Consider the following 14,784-nt stretch of genomic DNA (forward strand, 5'->3'; position numbering starts at 1 on the left):
CCGGTACGGGGAACGCAGCAGCAAGGGCTCTTTCGTTTCCAGACCGCACTCCGCGCGACAGCAGGGGCCGCACGTGGGGCCGCTCGGAAGGAAACCGCTCAATCAGACGCCGCCGCAAGGCACCGGGGCAGTTCCGCATGCGATCTGGTCGGCTGGTATGCACGTCGAAGCCGGGGGATGCTGGAGGGGAACAACGGCCAGCACATCGACGAACCCGCAAGGGTGGTGATGCCTACTTCTTCCGCTTCACAGCTGCTGTGGGGTAGGGGGAGGTATTCGGGTGATTTCCTGCATTTCTGCCCTCGGTGCTTTTCAGGCAAAAACAGGGGCAAAAAGAGAAAAAAAGAGCAGGCGGTCCAAAAAACGCGCCCAAAACCCCCGGTTTGGAAAATTTTTCGCGCTCCGCGCGAAAGGCCGCTGACGATTACGGGGGAGCGTCGTGTTTCTGTCGCTGTCGTGGTGGATCTTGCGTGCCGCTGGTAGACGATGCAGCACCAGAGGAACACGACGCGCCAGAAGCCGAGGCTTGGCAGACATGGCAAGCCTCAAAAGCCTGAGGCTTTCATGCCATCCCATGCGGTTAAAGCCTGGGCAATTCCGAGGCGACTGGCCGATGCAGACGTGCGCGGGTTGACGACGCTTCAGCAGCCGTCTTCGCGGCCAGGAGGCGGACGTGCACCGAGGCGGTGTTGTCGGTACCGGCCTCAGCGGCGACGACGGGCCCAGTTGGACCGTGCCCGTGGTCAGCGACCGGGACACCCATCGCGCCGACATCGCGCGCATCATCCGCACGCTGCAGGCGCAGTTCGACTTGGACGAGGGAGGCCAGCGATACTCCTGCTCCCAGGCTATGGAGGCGGGAATGGCATACGAGATTGGGCAAACCTGCATGCTCGTCAGCATGGGGCTAACGAGAGGCGAGTGCGCATCGTGGGTTCAAGCATGGGGCGCCGTCGTGGCGCTCGCGGTAGCAGGTGCGATCGCGGTGGGCCAAATCAGGGCGACACGGACTCACGCTGCGACTGTCGAGCGAAACAAGCGACGTGCGCTCATCGAGGTGATCGGTCACTTGGCTCGGCTTCTTGAGCTGGAGATCGAGTCCCGTAGTTCACTGCTGAAAGCCCAGATCGATGAGCATTCGCGACGCACGGGGTTTTCTTCTGGCCCTCCATTTGCAGACGTCTATGACGCAGCCAAAGCAATTCCGATTCATGAGTTGCCTGATGTCGAAGTAGTCCGGCTCGCCTTCGATCTTCGCAGGCTCACCGCCTTGGCAATAAGCAAGGCGCAGCGCCTAGTCGCAGAGTGGGACACCACAGCCGGAGTTTTCCTAAGGGCGCGAGCACCCCTAAGTGACGTCCTGATGGGGCTGCAGGAACTTCGGGAGCGATGTACTGTGGCAGCGTCCCATGCCGATCAGCACGCCCAGCACTGACGATTCATCGTGACAGGCGGGCGTGGATCTGGTGACCGAAACGCCCCGGATCGTCCGCAAACCCTCATGGATGCTGGATACGTGCTGCTGGCCGAGGCGGGCGGCGACGGAACCACCGGTCGGGCCGAAGGTGGCCTGCTATCGGACCTGAATCGTCTCGGAACCCGCATGGATACAGGGTCCTGGGCGGCCTGCTCGGCATGGCCGGTGGCAGTCACCTCGCTCGCGTGCCGCACCAGAGCGGCACTACCCTCGCGCTGGCGGTGCTGGGGAGCGAGGCGAATTTCCCGTGGTTTTTGCCCAAGTGGCTAATAGTTGCTAAGTATTCTGGTAACAACTTCCAGAATCTCCGTTTTCTGTCCGTGCGCCCAATTGCTAGTAGCCATGGCAAGCAGCAATCGCTCGGCAAAAATGGATGTTCTGCGCCCGCGTGCCCGTGCCTCACCGCTCCACAGCCGCGCTGCCGAGTGATTGCAAGTGATGTGCGCTCTACAGTAGCTGTCAAACGGCTGGACTATTGCACCGTTGCCACGTCGCTTACCTGGCTGACCAGGGGAGCGGCCCGCCACCCAATCCGGATACCTCTGCGCGAAGGAGCCTTCGAATGCCAAGAGCCAAGGGCAATGAGATCGAGCTGTTCGCCGCAGCCCTGCTGCGCTCCGTCGAGGAGATGAGGCGCGGCGACCAAGTGGCGATACGCGCGCCTGAGCGGCTTTCACGCAATAAGGCAGAGGTGCTGAATGTGGGCGAGTCAGGCTACCGTTGGGTCAAGCTGGCCAAGCACTGCGAAGTCACCGGCGACACGCCCAATGCCGTGCACGCCCGCCGACGCAAACGGATCTGGACAGACGGCGTGCAGTGCCGCAAAGGACCGGACGGCAATCTCTACATCAACCCGGAGGCCTACAACCGATGGATTGAAGGCGAGGATCCGGAGTCGACCCCGAACTAGGCATCGCCTTTGCCGCGACGGCCATATCCGCTGTTTACAGGCGGCAGCAGGTCGGACTCCGGCCGGTTGCGTCCCCAGGCTTCCAGATCTTCGACCAGCCATGCCACGCGCCCGGCACTGATCTTGCGCGGCTTTGGTGCCAGACCCCTGGCCACCAGCTCGTCGAGCGTGCTCTCGCCAATGGTCAGAAATGCCGCAGCGTCGGCGCGTGCCAAGAACATTGGCTTGAGGAAGACGATGGGGGAGCGTTCTTTCTTGGGCATAGTCCACTCGAGTATCCCTGAGGCCGCTGCGACGAGAGGCTGGCTGTCTGGTGATGCCGCTGCCGCGCTGACATGATCCTGGTGCCATGAAATGTCCATCCTGTAGCAGCTCTGAGCAACGTGTCTTGCACACGCGGACCGGTGACGCGAAGATCACGCGCCTTCGCGGCTGCGCCGTCTGCGCGCACCGGTGGACCACGGTCGAGATCGACGCGGGGATGCTGAGTCGCATGGAAAAGGCTGCTGCCGCGCTACACGCTTTCGCCGCGGCATGCCGAGATTTCGATGACCCCGCTACGTAGTGGCGAGGAGGAAGGGTAGGTCTGAAATCTGCCTCCTCATCGGCGTCATACTCCGGCGCATGACGTTGCCGCTATTCCTCACAGATGCCGAGATCGCGGAGATCTGTGATCCCTTGAAGTCGCCCGCTGCGCAAAAGCGTTTCCTGCGCGCCTTCGGCATGGTCGTGAACGAGAAGCCCAATGGAAAGCCACTGGTGGTGCGCTCGCACGCGGAATGGGTGCTGAGCGGACGGATCGGTCCGAGTGCTGGACCCGCCGCGTTCGACCCTCGCACGCAGCCCAACGTCGAAGGGCTGCTCGAGCACCTGAGCAAGCGAAAGCTGAGGCGGCCGAAAAAGGAGGATTGAGGTGACAACGGCATGCCGGGCAGCGCTGTAAGCTTTTGCGATGGCGATTCCCTCCCTCCGCTCCTCGTCTGTTGTCACGCATGAGCACCGCGGCTGGACGCTGCACGTTCGTTGGTACGCGTCGTTCTGGGGCGCTGCGGAAGGTTGGATATGCAAGGCCATTGCGCCGGGAGGCACAGTACGTGACGCGCTCAGCATTGGTCGACATCGAACAAGCGCGCAGGCAATCTCCGCCGGTAAGGCTTGGCTCGATCGCAGGCTTGACGCGCCGGCCAAGAAGGCGTCGCGATCACCTCTCAAATAGATGGGTACTCCGAGGGGTGCTTTCCAAAGGTGTCTCCGCTCTGGAGCCTTGCAAAGGTGCTTTTTCAAAAAGCACCTTCACTGCCCGCGCTTCAAACGCGACCGGTCTGGACACTGAGCCCCTTTGCCAGCGTAGCGGCGTAGTAGCTCAGCTCGTCGGCCAGTTCGTGGACAGAACTGCGCCAACTACTGTTCCAGGGGCTAGCGTTTGTGGGGGCACGCATGCCGATGTGTGCCGCCCTGAGTGCTGCGGCGAAGGTTGAGATCACCCAGTCTTCGGCGCCCGCTGGAGGTCTGCGCTCGAATTCCTTCAGCCTCGCTGCGATACCGTCCTTCAGCGCCTTGTATTCGGCTTTTCCGCGGTCTTCTTCAACCAGCTTGTTCTCCACGTCTACATCCAATGCGAGCAGGGCGTTCGCACGCTTCTCGAGCGTTCGTAGCTCATCGAGCAATGCCTCCATGTCAGTCCTTTCATTAGTGTCGCCTGCGTGCAGCACCGGCATCCCCGCGTCGAAACGGTGGGCTGTGGGGAATGAAGCCGAAGATTCGCCTCACCGCCTGGGCAGCGCTACATTTTGATCCTCCTCCAGCTGAGCGCACTTTACGACTTTGGGGCCGTGAGGGGCGGGTCATTCCGCCGCCGCTCAAGATCGGGCGCACCTACTACATCGACCAAGACGCGCAACACGTTGCAGAGATCGCAGCAGTCGGTCGGCTTGTGAATCGGCTCAGACGAACGTAGCCGTCAGCGTAAGCAAGGCAGGGGCCGTGCACCTCTCTTCGTTGGCGGCCCGCGGTCATTCGAGAGCGGGTCACATCCGACTGCTTATGAGCGGGTTTGTCCCAATAAAAGAGTTACCTTTATTCATTGCACTGAAGGAATAAAAGAGTCACACTTAATGCTATGACGAAGCAAGAGCGAGAAGAACTGGTACGAGGTCGTGGTCGGCCTGCATTGCCAGCCGATCAGAAAGCGGTGACCGGAACGATACGGCTAACCCCCGCGCGTTGGGAGAAGCTGCGCAGGCTCGGCGCTGCCTGGTTGAGCAAGACGATTGATCGCGCGAAGGAGCCATCGCCGAAGGACTAACCGCTGTGCCTCAGATCAGCCGACGAAGATTTTCGCTGGCTGATCTGAGGCACTGATGGCGGCAGCCGATGGTGGTGGAACACCGGAGGTTGTCGGACCGCCGCGTCTCGGGGCGCGCCAACTGCTTTTTCAAACTGCAGTTGGTGACCGAGGCAATCCAGGCGGCCGGAGAGGTGGTGGAACACCCGACCGGCCTAACCACAACGTGCATCACGTCTTGGAGGACACGCACATCATGGCTACCCAGAAGTCTACTCAAACGACAACCGTAGCGGGGCGAAACACCCCCACGTCGTCGACCCGCAACGCCACTCGGGAGGCGAATTCCAAACAATCCCTCAACGCCTCGCAGTTGCGATTGGTGTTGCAGACGGTCGCCCTTCGGGCAGATACTGCGAGGAAGGTCCTTGCATATTCGGGCAGTGAACGCGAGTCGCGCAACGCTGCCATCGATGCGGTGGACGCCATCCTCGCCGGCATTGGCGCGATCACGGATGGTCATTCGGGAACGAATGTCGTCGGCGACGCTGATCGCTGGAACTTCGGTCCCCACTTCGCTTGCGCTGGCAAGGAGGTCGACCATGAATGAGCGCACCCGTCTCTACGCCGGTGTTAGCTTCATGACGCATGCCACGGACTTTGCCGACGCAAACCTGTTTGATGTTCCGGATGAGGAGTACTTCGAAGGATCGCTGACGGGCATCAAAGCAGCGTGGGAACTGCTACACGCTGCCTCGAAGGGGGACTTTGACGAGGACGGTGCAACCGCCGTTGTTCGAAATGCCTTGCAAGAGGCTGCTGATGTGCTGGCCAACACCAACAAGGGCCGTGAACCGAACCGCTGCGGGGCTGCCGTAGGTTTCCTCGACGCAATGGCCGGTGTGCTGGCTGACGCGGTGAAGTCCTGGAATTTCAGACCAACTCTGACCCGTGACATCCGCGGATACGAGCAGTGCGCCGCTAGCCTGGTCGACGACATGAAGACTGCCAATGCAGCATTCATCGAGAGCATGGGCGGTAAGCCCACGGCAAAGCGGAAGGCGGTGGCACATGTCTAAGGCAGTACCGTCCGCGTCGGGCGCCACGCTGGCGCTTGTGACCTCGAAGACGCAATTTTCAAAGGGTGGTGAAAAAGCCGCCTGCATGGCGCGTGAATGCACCTTCAACATCGACCCGTTGGCCGACATGCTGATCCAGCTTGCGGACAATCAGCAGATGGCGCAGGACCTTCAGGCGGCTCCGTCGCCGGCCGTGCTGCGCATGCTGGGCTGTCGCATCAAGGAGCTGAATTCGGTCCTCATGAGCTACTTGTGCGACGACGGGATCTCGATGGACGATGCACACACGAAGATCTACAGCGACGCGATTCCGTTCGAAGGTGAGGCCGACCATGGCTAAAGCCCAGATCGCGCCATCAAGGACAGCGAGTGCAACGGTGGTGGCCCCTGCCAGCCTCGCGGCGCTGATGCGCCTCGTTGCCAACGCTGAGGCCGCCGATTGCCACGTCCGCGCGGGCAGCGAAGACACTCTCATCTCGGGCTCGGCCGCACAGCTCGCGGCCGCTGGGTACCGCGGCACCTTCCCCAAGGAACGCGGCGGCTGGCACCCGACGGGGTATGCCAGTACGCGGGGCGAGACGATCCGTCACGAGTGGCACAACCTCTTCAATTGGCGCATCCCGCTGCTTGAGCATGAGCGCGGGCCGCAGCTCGCTGCGATGCGTGCTGCCGAAGGGCCCGAGGATCCCAGCATGCTCATTCCAGGGTGGCTGCGTGAGGATCGCCGGCGGCTGGCATGCCAGATGGCTGCGAAGCTGGCCGAGCGACGCGGCGACAAGCTTGCGCGTGCCCTTTGGATGCTGCTTTCGACGCAAGACTACTCGGTCAGCGCTGGGCAGGTGGCGCTGGAGGAGAGCAAGCGCCGCAGCCGCGCGCATTGACCGATTGGCGTCACTTCCGGCTCGGAGCGCTATCCATCTGGTGGGGCAATTCGGCCGCGGCGTGGCACCATTCATTGCGGCGTCGACGGGCGCCACGGTTTTGCCTCGGCTAGGTCGACGGGCCGAAGAGTGGGATTCCTTCACCCGCCTGCCGAGGCTCCCCATGAAGGGCGCCTGAAGGGGTGTGCGATGACCGACCAATCGAACCGGAAAATTGTCCGGATGTCCACGTTGCTATCGAGTGGCGCTTGCGCGGAAGACGACCTTCGTGCGGCGATTTTGTGCGACAAGGTCCGGCCCATCCTCTTTATCGAAGAGTCGCACCGCCCCTTCAAGAAGTGGGCCGAGGACGGCAGCCATTCATATGACCCGATTGAAGACAGCGACGATGGAGACAGCTATGAGTTGTTCAATGGAGAAATCTACCTAGCCAAAGGCACCTGGACTGATCTGTTCGAGGCCGACTTCCATTTGTTCACCAAGGTACAAGACGAGGAAGCTGGCATCACGCCGCTGCCGATCTATTCCTTGGATGCACCTGTCTCGTTGAGTTATCTGCTCGGCAAGGGCGGCCTCATGGCATCGGATGTGCGCCTCATCGCCGCATGGGACAAGAAAGACGCGGTTGTGCCGGCAGTGAAACCGTTAGCGCCGGGCGATTCGGTGTCGTCTTACTGGCCCTGGGGCAGCCATACCACCGCTGCGCTCGGCCATCTCGATGCTGCCGCGCGGCGTTGGTGGGCTCTTTACGATAGGGATGATCCAACCACCGCCCCGACCAACGAAGAGGTATCGAACTGGCTTCAAACAGAGCGGAGCGTTTCGAAAGCCCGAGCAGATGCTATAGCCTCAATGCTGCGTCCAGACGACTTGCGGACCGGCCCACGTCGCTAGTTGTCTTACCCCTTCGGAACCTAGTGTTGACGCGGGTTTTGAGGGATTTTCGGGTTGCCCGTCCTCTAGTTCTCTCAGTGAATTGACCCTATTTTCAGGGCCTGAAGTTTCGGACATTCACCTCACGCCGTGCCGTGCCATGGCGGTTCAACGAGGTACGAATGTCACAGAGGATTATCCGAGTCGCGGATCTTGCGACGACCAAGGGCAAAGCCGGGATGCTGCCGGTCAGCCCTCAAACCATCTGGCGCTGGGTCCGCGAGGGCAAATTCCCGAAGCCGTTCAAGCTCGGTGATTCCGTCACCGTGTGGAACGCTTCCGAGGTCGAGGCCTTTATCGCGAAGCGTGCGGGAGGTGCCCCGCAATGACGTCCAAGAAGAAAACCCCGCCGGTTGCAGCCGTCGGGGTCCTCAAGAAAACGCAGTCGAGCCTGAAGTTTAGCGAGGAGAGCACGCGCACGGAAGCCCAACAGCGCCGGATCATCGCGGCCCTTCGCCGCGGCCCGAAGACAACGGATGACCTCCGCGCCCTGGGCTGCTACCAGGTCAGCGCCCGCATCCATGCGTTACGGCATCGCCTAGGCTACGAGATCACCACGGACCTGTTCGACGGCTACGCGGCCGACGGCTACTCGCATGCCCGCATGGCCCGCTACACGCTCATCAGCGAGCCGGAAGGGGCGGCGTGATGCATGGCCTCCAAGTACAAGAAGGACCGGCGCGACGCCGGGCGCTTCATCCTTGTGCCGGTCTCGGTGATGGAGAGCGCGGTCTACAAGGCCTTGGGCTCCTCTGCTCGAGCGCTGCTATGGGACGTCGCCAGTCAGTACAAGGGCGACAACAACGGCAAGCTGCTCGCGGGCTGGACGTTTATGTCCGAGGAGCGCGGATGGCGGGGGCCGCACACGCTGCAGCGCGCGAAGGCGGAACTGCTTTTGTCCGAGGCTCTGGTGGTCGAGACCCGCATGGGCCAACGGCCGAATCGGAGTGCTTGGTTCGCGTGCACCTGGTGGCCGCTGGACTGGGCGCCGGAGATGGAAATGGCCGAGCAAGCCTTTCCGCGGGGCTCGTACAAGAACGCGAAGCCTTGTACCGATTCGGCAAATTGCCCGCCCTCCATAGATACCGAAACGGCAAATTGAAGCGGGGCATTTTGCCGAAACGGTATCTATCTCGCGCCCTTTTTTGGGTTTCCCTTATGCCGAATCGGTACAGCTATCTAGAGAAGCCATGTACCCAAACTGTATTGACCGAGGTGCCAGCATGATGACCGGAATCACCACAGGCTGGGCCGAAGAGATGCCGGCGCTGAAGATCGAGTTGATGGCGAACGGTTCACTTCGGCTTGAGGCGACCGATCCATACGACAACGGCGACGACGTCGTAGAGGTGCACCCGCTGCAGTTGCGCCTCGCGGCCGAGAAGCTGGGGCTCGTGCCGCAGCTGTCCGCTTCGGAGGCGGAGAACCTGCGCACGATCAACAAGCTGGCCCGCCGGCTGCGCGTGCTGCACGAGCGCATCAAGCAAGTACATGAGTGGATGTGGGAGAACAAGAGCTTCGACCAGTGCGACATCAACATCGAGGCCTGGTACATCGACGCGACCCTAGACCTGTCGGCTGAGTTTCAGGCAGAGATCGAAGAGTCTCGAGTGGTGGTCACGCCGCGCAACGCTGAGTCGCGCCCTCCGCGTGCGGTTCGCGATCAGGTGGCGCCAGGTGCTCGCCTGGCCGCGCCGGCGGCGCAGCTCGACTTGGGAGTCGACCATGACTGAAGCACCAAAGCCCCACTTGGGTGAAGGCTTGAGTGAAGGGTTCGGTGAAGGCTTCCCGAAAGCCTTTGGGGAAGGTCAAGGGGGGTTCTTAACCCCCCCTTCGCTGACGCCAGAACCCCCTTTCAACCCGTGCGCCAGGACTACAAACCAGTCGCCCTGGGCTACTACTTCGTCGACCAGGGAGGGTGCGGCACTCAGACGAGGTAGCCGTTTTCTAACGGTTGTCGAACCGGTGTGCAACGGTTGTCTATCGGTTGGCCAGCCGCGCGGACACGTCGCATCAGCCCCGCATGTCAAGCCTCGTCGGCTATGGCGCCGGCGACCGGACGCATTGGCCGTCGGGCGCGACCTGTTGCGCGCGCTGCTCGGGCTGGACGGGTGTCGCGATTGCCGCCGCGCGCGCCTGGATCGCAAAGCAGCGGTCGAGCGAGACGCCAGGGAGCGCCTGTGACGCCGCGCGAGTCGATCGACATCACCACCGCCGCGCTGCGTTGGAGCACGGCCCACGCTCGCCGGCGCGCCCTCGGCGCCGAGAAACGCCTCGCGGAGCAGGCCTACAAGGCCGCCGTCATGCCCGTCACCTCCGGCGCGCTGACGCGGTCTGTCGAGGCCTCGCGCCGTGTCACCGAGGCCAAACGGCTGGAGCGGGCCGCGCTGCGCGCGTTGGCCAAGCTCTGTGCGACCACCCGCGATGGGCTCGCTGACGCCGAGGTCATCGAAGCCGAGCCTTTTTCCCAACACCGCCCGGCCATCGGCCAGGCCTGATTTCAACCAACCGAGGAAACTCATGAACGCAACGCGATCTCCCGCCGAGCAGCGCACGCCGCGCACCGGCGCCGCCCTGATCCTTGGCACCATGCCGCGATCGCATGCCAAGGCGAAGGCCATGGAGCACGGCGGTGCGATCCACGGGCCCGGCACGCCGACCAGCGACTCGGTGCCCATCTGGGCCTCGAAGGACGAATTCATGCTGCCGGCCGACACCACCGCCGCCGTCGGCAAACACAACTTGCAGGCGCTGGTCGACGCGACGCATACCCCGACCAACAAGGCCGCCCAGAAGATGGGGCGGCTGGCGCGTGCTGACGGCGGGCTGATCGATCAGCAGCCCGGCGCCGTGACGCGAGTCGGCAATTCGTACTCGGGCGGCAACGTGACCGGCGGCGTCACCATCAACGGCCTGGCGCCCGGCGGTACCGTCAGCACGGTGGACGCCTTTCGGGCACCTCCGCCGCCGGCGCAGGCACCAGTACTCGGGACACCTGCAGCAGTAACGCCGATCGCGCCGAAGCCGGTTGCACCGCCGATGTCTGCGCTGCCGGCTGCTGGTGCTGCCACGCCGCCGGCGGTGCCCGCTGTAGCGCCTCCTCCTCCTCCTCCGGCAGCAGCCCCGGCACCGCTGGACTATGCCAATCGCAACGCGGCCTTCAACGCTGGCGCGATGTCGCGTACTGCGGACCTGCAATCCGGGCGGGCGCGCATCTCTGGTTCGGCCAGTGCCGCGCCGCCTGCTGGGTCGGCCGCTGCCACCCTCGCGGCACGACCGGTACAGAGCATCGTGGGCTATGCGGATGGTGGCGAGATCGAGGACCCCCGCAAGCAAGTCCTCATGAACGACCCCGGTGTCCAGCTCGCGGCCCTGACGCCCCGGCAGACGATGGCCACGACGTCTGATGCTGCAGGGGGCGCGATGCCCGCGCCACCCGAGCCGGAAATGAAGCCTTTGCCGGCCGGGCCCAGGCCCTACGTCGCAGAGATTCCCTACCGACGCGACGAAAGACTTGCGCAAGTCGCTGCGCCGGCGCCTGCACCCGTGGCTGCTTCAGCTGAGCAAGCACAGGTTCGACGTGTCGACAACGCGATGGCAGTCGAAACGCCAGCTCCGGCCTCCGCACCGGCCCCGACGGCCGCTGTGCCCGAGTCCTACCAGCCTGCGGGCTCCGTGGGTGGGGTGTCTGGTGGGGTATCCGCTGCCGAACGACTCGCGCAGTTGAGCCGGGATGTTGCCTTCGAAAAGGACAAGCAGACTTGGCGCGATCCCAATGCACCGACGCCCGGGCTGGCCGTCATCGACAACGCCGCCTCGGAAGCCGATCGCCGCGCGCAATTCAACGAGCAGGCCAATCTCGGCAACGCTCTGGCGCGCACGACGTGGTCGCCGCGCCGTGGCACCCAGGTGAACGATGCAGCTGTGGCTGCTGCCATGGCACCGATCGATGCGCGCGCACGGATGGCGCAGTTGACGGTGAAGGAGGCCGGCGACACCCAGCGCGCGCAACTCGCCGAACGTGGTAACGATGCCCGAGCCCGCATGGTGGATCTGCGCCAGCAACAGGAGCTTGGCATCAACCAGCAGCGTCTCGCGCTCGAAAGCAAGAGGGTCATGCTCGATGCGAATCGCGACGACCGTGCGGCTGCCGCCGCCGTACCGAAGCTAGCCGCCGAAGCGCGTGAAGCCAGGCTGCAGGAGTTGCTGCTCACAGGCACGCCGGAAGAGCGCAAGGTTGCTGCGGCGTCTCTCGCCGCGGTGAAGGGCCGAGGGCTCAAGGGCGAGGAAGAGACCGGCAAGGCCCTGCCATCTAGCGCCGCGCAGGGCTTCATTACGAACCAGTCCAACCTTCGCACGGCTCAGAATGCCCTGGCCCTGCTCAATGGGCAGACGGCCGGCGGCTTGGCGGGGGACACGGCTGCAACTGGCGCCAAGGGGTACGCCCCCAATGGCCTTCTCAACCGGCTTGATCCCAAGGGCGTCGACACGCGCGCTGCCATTGCGAACATCGGCAGCATGCTGGTGCACGACCGCGCTGGCGCAGCAGTGACCGCATCGGAGACCCCACGCCTGATGCCGTTCATCCCTGCAGTGACCGACGATGCAGCAACAGCGAGGAAGAAGCTGGGGCAGTTCATCACGAACTACCAGGCCATGAACGACGACATGGCCACCGTCTACAAGGAGTCGGGCTACAAGATTCCGACGAGCCCGCTCAGGCAGGGCGGGGCAGATGTGCCGCAGGGAGCCGCTGCCGCCCCGCCAGGGGCGCAACCGATCCAACCCCCGGCGCAGATCGCATCTGACGCCGACTTTCATCGCCTTCCATCGGGGACCGTGTTCCTCGACCCGAACGGCAACAAGCGGAGGAAGCAGTAATGGCCGATTGGGAAAATGCACCGCTCGTCGAGGACGAGCACACCGCCGCGCCGGTCGTGCCCGCAGCACTCGCCGGCTCTGCGGCGCCTGCGATGACGGTAAATTCCGGCTCCGCCGCTGTCACGCCGCTGTCGCCCGTGCCAAATAGCGCTCTCGCCGCTCCCCCCGCGCCTGCCGGACAACCCGCATGGGCCTCGGCGCCGCTGGTCGACGATGAGCCGGTGGCTGCCGTCGAGCCTCCCAAGCCCGAGCGCACGGTGCTCGGCGAGTTGGGCCATCAAGCCGGCTTGGCGGGCCGGGCCGCGGTGCAAGGCGTGCTGTCGCTGCCCGGGATGGTGTCGGACGCCGCAACCGGGCTTGTGAACGCCGGCCTTGATGCCTACACCGACGCGCGAGCCCCGACGACTTCGGAGCTGGTGACCGGGCAGAAGGAAAAGGGATTTCGGTTCCAGCGGGTGGCCAGCGCTGCGGGCAATCTCATGAACCAGGCTGGTGTGGCCCAACCCGAGGGCAAGCTCGAGCGCGTGGTGCAGGATGCCGCGACCGGCGCGGCCACCGCGCTCACTGGCATCGGCGCTGGGCAGGCAGTGGCGAATGCCGCTGCGGGTCCCATCACGAAGGCGCTGGGGTCTGCGCTGGCCGCCGCCCCCGGTATGCAGGCCGTAAGCGGCGCCACCGGTGCCGGCGCGGCAGGGATCACGCGCGAAAGCGGCGGCGGCGCTGTGGCGCAGGGTGTTGCTGGCATCGCCGGGGCGCTTGCGCCTACGGCGGTACCTTTTGCTGCCCAGGCCGGTGTCCGCGGCGTGCTGCGTGGCGGCGAGGCCGGCCGGCAGCGCGTCGCCGACAACATTGCCACCTTCAAGGAGGCTGCGGGCACGACGCCAACCCTTGGCCAGGCCACCCAGAGCCGCGCGTTGCAAGGCGCGGAGACCGGCCTGACCAATGTCGTGGGCAGCCACGGAATCATGGTTGCCAAGGCCGAGCGGCAGGCCAAGGCCCTGCAGGAGAGCGTGCAGGACCTCAGCGCGCAGCTCGCGCCCGGCGCCAACCCCACCAACGCCGGTGAGGCCATCGCCCGTGGTGTGGCTACTTTTCGGGACAACGTGCGCGATACCCAGCAACGCCTGTACAACACACTGGACCGCTTCGTCGCCCCTGATGCACCAACCACGGTGGGCAACACACTGGCGGCGATGAAGCAACTGAATGCAGGCATTGACGGCGCGCCAGAGATCTCGAAGTGGTTCGTGAACGGCCAGCTGTCCGCGCTGGAAAAGTCTCTCGTGTCGGACCTTGAGACCGCACTGGCCAAGGCAGCGCCTCCTGGCTCGCGCAGCAGCTTGATGAACCCGGCACCGCCAAACCTCGATGCCGCCGCGCTGCCGTACCAGGCGGTCAAGCAACTGCGCAGCTTGGTCGGTCGCACGATGAGTGAGACGAACATGCTGTCACCCATCGGTCGAAACAAATGGGCGCCGGTCTACGCCGCGTTGAGCGAGGACCTGGGCAATGCCGCAAGGGCCGCAGGTCCGCAGGCAGAGCAGGCCTGGAATCGCGCGAACACCTTCACGCGACTGGCCAATGAGCGCATGGAGCAGATCTCCAGCATCATCAACAAGGACGCGCCGGAGCACATTTTCCAAGCGGCCACCAGCAACCTCGCCAGCGGCGGCACGCAGATTCGCCGGCTGATGAAGTCGATGCCGGCGGAAAACAGGCAGGAGGTAGCCGCGGCAGTGCTGCAGCGGCTCGGCCGGGCCAAGAACAGCGCCCAGGACGAATTGGGCAGCCAGTTCTCGAGTGAGACGTTTTTGACGAACCTGGCGGCGATAAGCCCCGCCGCGCGCAGCGCCTTGTTCAACACTAGCGGCTTCCCTGGCCTGCAGCAGCGCGTCAACCAAATGGGCCGCATGGCTGCCGTGCGGCGCGAAGGGGCCTCGGTGTTCGCCAACCCGAGCGGTACGGCGCGCCAGGTGGGGCTCGGTGCCTGGTGGTACGAGTTTGCCAAGGCCATCGGTACGGGCAACCCAGCCTCAATTGCCAAGGTCATTGCTGTGCCAACGGTTGGCAGGGCTGCGGCAAAGTTCGTGACTTCGCCGACGGTCGTCAATTTTGCTGCTGGTGAAACCCGTGCTTCTGCTGCAGCGGTTCCCAGTGCGCTCGCGGCGACCTCCCGGGTGGAACCTACAGACAACGGGCGCGGGGCGATCCTCGACGGCACTCAGCCTTTTCGCAACCGCATCAAGGCGGGCGACGTCGCGCGACAGATGGGTGGGAGAGTGGTCTCCCATCCGGCTGGAGGCTTTGCGGTGCTCCGGCCGGCCGGGTAGTCGCCTGAT

Annotated in this window: 20 protein-coding genes; 17 read left to right on the plus strand and 3 right to left on the minus strand. The window is 64.1% G+C overall.

The window, feature by feature from the left end:
- Positions 1-312: 312 nt before the first annotated feature.
- Entirely contained in the window at positions 313-537 is a 225-nt protein-coding gene (locus EJP67_RS02205) for a hypothetical protein (protein WP_126018954.1), read from the minus strand.
- 202 nt (positions 538-739) lie between these two features.
- Here EJP67_RS02205 and EJP67_RS02210 point away from each other — a divergent pair, with 202 nt between their 5' ends.
- Positions 740-1,435, plus strand: coding sequence for a hypothetical protein (locus EJP67_RS02210; RefSeq protein ID WP_126018956.1), 696 nt, complete (start codon positions 740-742; stop codon positions 1,433-1,435).
- Between the two features lie 604 nt (positions 1,436-2,039).
- Positions 2,040-2,387 carry a hypothetical protein gene (locus tag EJP67_RS02215; RefSeq protein ID WP_126018958.1) on the plus strand — a complete coding sequence of 116 codons (348 nt, stop codon included), beginning with the start codon at positions 2,040-2,042 and terminating at the stop codon, positions 2,385-2,387.
- Here EJP67_RS02215 and EJP67_RS02220 read toward each other — a convergent pair.
- A complete protein-coding gene (locus EJP67_RS02220) occupies positions 2,384-2,650 on the minus strand; it encodes a helix-turn-helix transcriptional regulator (RefSeq protein WP_165909532.1) in 267 nt (88 codons plus the stop codon). The two genes, EJP67_RS02215 and EJP67_RS02220, sit on opposite strands and share 4 nt — an antisense overlap.
- A gap of 86 nt (positions 2,651-2,736) precedes the next feature.
- Here EJP67_RS02220 and EJP67_RS34195 point away from each other — a divergent pair, with 86 nt between their 5' ends.
- Positions 2,737-2,952: an NrdR family transcriptional regulator gene (locus tag EJP67_RS34195; RefSeq protein WP_126018963.1), complete on the plus strand. Its 216-nt coding sequence runs from the start codon at positions 2,737-2,739 to the stop codon at positions 2,950-2,952.
- Positions 2,953-3,011: 59 nt separating this feature from the next.
- Positions 3,012-3,299: a DUF4224 domain-containing protein gene (locus EJP67_RS02230; RefSeq protein ID WP_126018965.1), complete on the plus strand. Its 288-nt coding sequence runs from the start codon at positions 3,012-3,014 to the stop codon at positions 3,297-3,299.
- A gap of 395 nt (positions 3,300-3,694) precedes the next feature.
- Here EJP67_RS02230 and EJP67_RS02235 read toward each other — a convergent pair whose 3' ends face one another.
- A complete protein-coding gene (locus tag EJP67_RS02235) occupies positions 3,695-4,063 on the minus strand; it encodes a hypothetical protein (RefSeq protein WP_126018967.1) in 369 nt (122 codons plus the stop codon).
- 71 nt (positions 4,064-4,134) lie between these two features.
- Between EJP67_RS02235 and EJP67_RS02240 the strand changes: the two genes are divergently transcribed.
- The 13 genes from EJP67_RS02240 to EJP67_RS02300 all read left to right on the plus strand — a co-directional run bounded on the left by EJP67_RS02240 (position 4,135) and on the right by EJP67_RS02300 (position 14,775).
- Positions 4,135-4,344 (plus strand): excisionase, encoded by a 210-nt coding sequence (locus EJP67_RS02240; protein ID WP_126018970.1) that lies wholly within the window; start codon positions 4,135-4,137, stop codon positions 4,342-4,344.
- A 583-nt stretch (positions 4,345-4,927) separates the two neighbouring features.
- Entirely contained in the window at positions 4,928-5,281 is a 354-nt protein-coding gene (locus EJP67_RS02245) for a hypothetical protein (RefSeq protein WP_126018972.1), read from the plus strand.
- Positions 5,274-5,750: a hypothetical protein gene (locus tag EJP67_RS02250; RefSeq protein WP_126018974.1), complete on the plus strand. Its 477-nt coding sequence runs from the start codon at positions 5,274-5,276 to the stop codon at positions 5,748-5,750. Before EJP67_RS02245 ends, EJP67_RS02250 begins: the two co-directional genes overlap by 8 nt.
- Positions 5,743-6,090, plus strand: coding sequence for a hypothetical protein (locus EJP67_RS02255; RefSeq protein ID WP_126018976.1), 348 nt, complete (start codon positions 5,743-5,745; stop codon positions 6,088-6,090). The genes EJP67_RS02250 and EJP67_RS02255 overlap by 8 nt, the downstream gene beginning before the upstream one ends.
- The gene (locus tag EJP67_RS02260) at positions 6,083-6,631 is read left to right on the plus strand and encodes a hypothetical protein (protein ID WP_126018978.1); all 549 of its coding nucleotides are present in this window, start codon (positions 6,083-6,085) and stop codon (positions 6,629-6,631) included. The genes EJP67_RS02255 and EJP67_RS02260 overlap by 8 nt, the downstream gene beginning before the upstream one ends.
- A 189-nt stretch (positions 6,632-6,820) precedes the next feature.
- On the plus strand, positions 6,821-7,525 hold the full coding sequence (locus EJP67_RS02265; protein WP_126018981.1) for a hypothetical protein: 705 nt from the start codon (positions 6,821-6,823) through the stop codon (positions 7,523-7,525).
- Positions 7,526-7,686: 161 nt separating this feature from the next.
- Positions 7,687-7,893, plus strand: coding sequence for a helix-turn-helix transcriptional regulator (locus tag EJP67_RS02270; RefSeq protein WP_126018984.1), 207 nt, complete (start codon positions 7,687-7,689; stop codon positions 7,891-7,893).
- Positions 7,890-8,213, plus strand: a complete 324-nt coding sequence (locus tag EJP67_RS02275) for a helix-turn-helix domain-containing protein (protein WP_126018986.1) — start codon at positions 7,890-7,892, stop codon at positions 8,211-8,213. The genes EJP67_RS02270 and EJP67_RS02275 overlap by 4 nt, the downstream gene beginning before the upstream one ends.
- 3 nt (positions 8,214-8,216) lie before the next feature.
- Complete coding sequence (locus EJP67_RS02280) at positions 8,217-8,666, plus strand: hypothetical protein (RefSeq protein WP_126018988.1); 450 nt, start codon at positions 8,217-8,219, stop codon at positions 8,664-8,666.
- 121 nt (positions 8,667-8,787) lie between these two features.
- Complete coding sequence (locus EJP67_RS02285) at positions 8,788-9,297, plus strand: hypothetical protein (RefSeq protein WP_126018990.1); 510 nt, start codon at positions 8,788-8,790, stop codon at positions 9,295-9,297.
- Positions 9,298-9,744: 447 nt separating this feature from the next.
- Positions 9,745-10,062, plus strand: a complete 318-nt coding sequence (locus EJP67_RS02290) for a hypothetical protein (RefSeq protein WP_126018993.1) — start codon at positions 9,745-9,747, stop codon at positions 10,060-10,062.
- A 22-nt stretch (positions 10,063-10,084) separates the two neighbouring features.
- Positions 10,085-12,445 carry a hypothetical protein gene (locus EJP67_RS02295; protein ID WP_126018995.1) on the plus strand — a complete coding sequence of 787 codons (2,361 nt, stop codon included), beginning with the start codon at positions 10,085-10,087 and terminating at the stop codon, positions 12,443-12,445.
- A complete protein-coding gene (locus EJP67_RS02300; protein ID WP_126018997.1) occupies positions 12,445-14,775 on the plus strand; it encodes a hypothetical protein in 2,331 nt (776 codons plus the stop codon). Before EJP67_RS02295 ends, EJP67_RS02300 begins: the two co-directional genes overlap by 1 nt.
- The last annotated feature ends 9 nt before the right edge of the window (positions 14,776-14,784 follow it).

This window comes from Variovorax guangxiensis, assembly GCF_003952165.1.
Taxonomy (GTDB): Bacteria; Pseudomonadota; Gammaproteobacteria; order Burkholderiales; family Burkholderiaceae_C; genus Variovorax; species Variovorax guangxiensis.

Bases quoted from the DNA above. Each gene is read 5' to 3' on its own strand.
- EJP67_RS02250 (WP_126018974.1), top strand. From the start codon at position 5,274: ATGAATGAGCGCACCCGTCTCTACGCCGGTGTTAGCTTCATGACGCAT.
- EJP67_RS02285 (WP_126018990.1), top strand. From the start codon at position 8,788: ATGATGACCGGAATCACCACAGGCTGGGCCGAAGAGATGCCGGCGCTG.
- EJP67_RS02280 (WP_126018988.1), top strand. From the start codon at position 8,217: ATGGCCTCCAAGTACAAGAAGGACCGGCGCGACGCCGGGCGCTTCATC.
- EJP67_RS02230 (WP_126018965.1), top strand. From the start codon at position 3,012: ATGACGTTGCCGCTATTCCTCACAGATGCCGAGATCGCGGAGATCTGT.
- EJP67_RS02235 (WP_126018967.1), bottom strand. From the start codon at position 4,063: ATGGAGGCATTGCTCGATGAGCTACGAACGCTCGAGAAGCGTGCGAAC.
- EJP67_RS02240 (WP_126018970.1), top strand. From the start codon at position 4,135: ATGAAGCCGAAGATTCGCCTCACCGCCTGGGCAGCGCTACATTTTGAT.
- EJP67_RS02295 (WP_126018995.1), top strand. From the start codon at position 10,085: ATGAACGCAACGCGATCTCCCGCCGAGCAGCGCACGCCGCGCACCGGC.
- EJP67_RS02205 (WP_126018954.1), bottom strand. From the start codon at position 537: ATGTCTGCCAAGCCTCGGCTTCTGGCGCGTCGTGTTCCTCTGGTGCTG.
- EJP67_RS34195 (WP_126018963.1), top strand. From the start codon at position 2,737: ATGAAATGTCCATCCTGTAGCAGCTCTGAGCAACGTGTCTTGCACACG.
- EJP67_RS02255 (WP_126018976.1), top strand. From the start codon at position 5,743: ATGTCTAAGGCAGTACCGTCCGCGTCGGGCGCCACGCTGGCGCTTGTG.
- EJP67_RS02215 (WP_126018958.1), top strand. From the start codon at position 2,040: ATGCCAAGAGCCAAGGGCAATGAGATCGAGCTGTTCGCCGCAGCCCTG.
- EJP67_RS02220 (WP_165909532.1), bottom strand. From the start codon at position 2,650: ATGCCCAAGAAAGAACGCTCCCCCATCGTCTTCCTCAAGCCAATGTTC.
- EJP67_RS02275 (WP_126018986.1), top strand. From the start codon at position 7,890: ATGACGTCCAAGAAGAAAACCCCGCCGGTTGCAGCCGTCGGGGTCCTC.
- EJP67_RS02300 (WP_126018997.1), top strand. From the start codon at position 12,445: ATGGCCGATTGGGAAAATGCACCGCTCGTCGAGGACGAGCACACCGCC.
- EJP67_RS02265 (WP_126018981.1), top strand. From the start codon at position 6,821: ATGACCGACCAATCGAACCGGAAAATTGTCCGGATGTCCACGTTGCTA.
- EJP67_RS02245 (WP_126018972.1), top strand. From the start codon at position 4,928: ATGGCTACCCAGAAGTCTACTCAAACGACAACCGTAGCGGGGCGAAAC.
- EJP67_RS02260 (WP_126018978.1), top strand. From the start codon at position 6,083: ATGGCTAAAGCCCAGATCGCGCCATCAAGGACAGCGAGTGCAACGGTG.
- EJP67_RS02270 (WP_126018984.1), top strand. From the start codon at position 7,687: ATGTCACAGAGGATTATCCGAGTCGCGGATCTTGCGACGACCAAGGGC.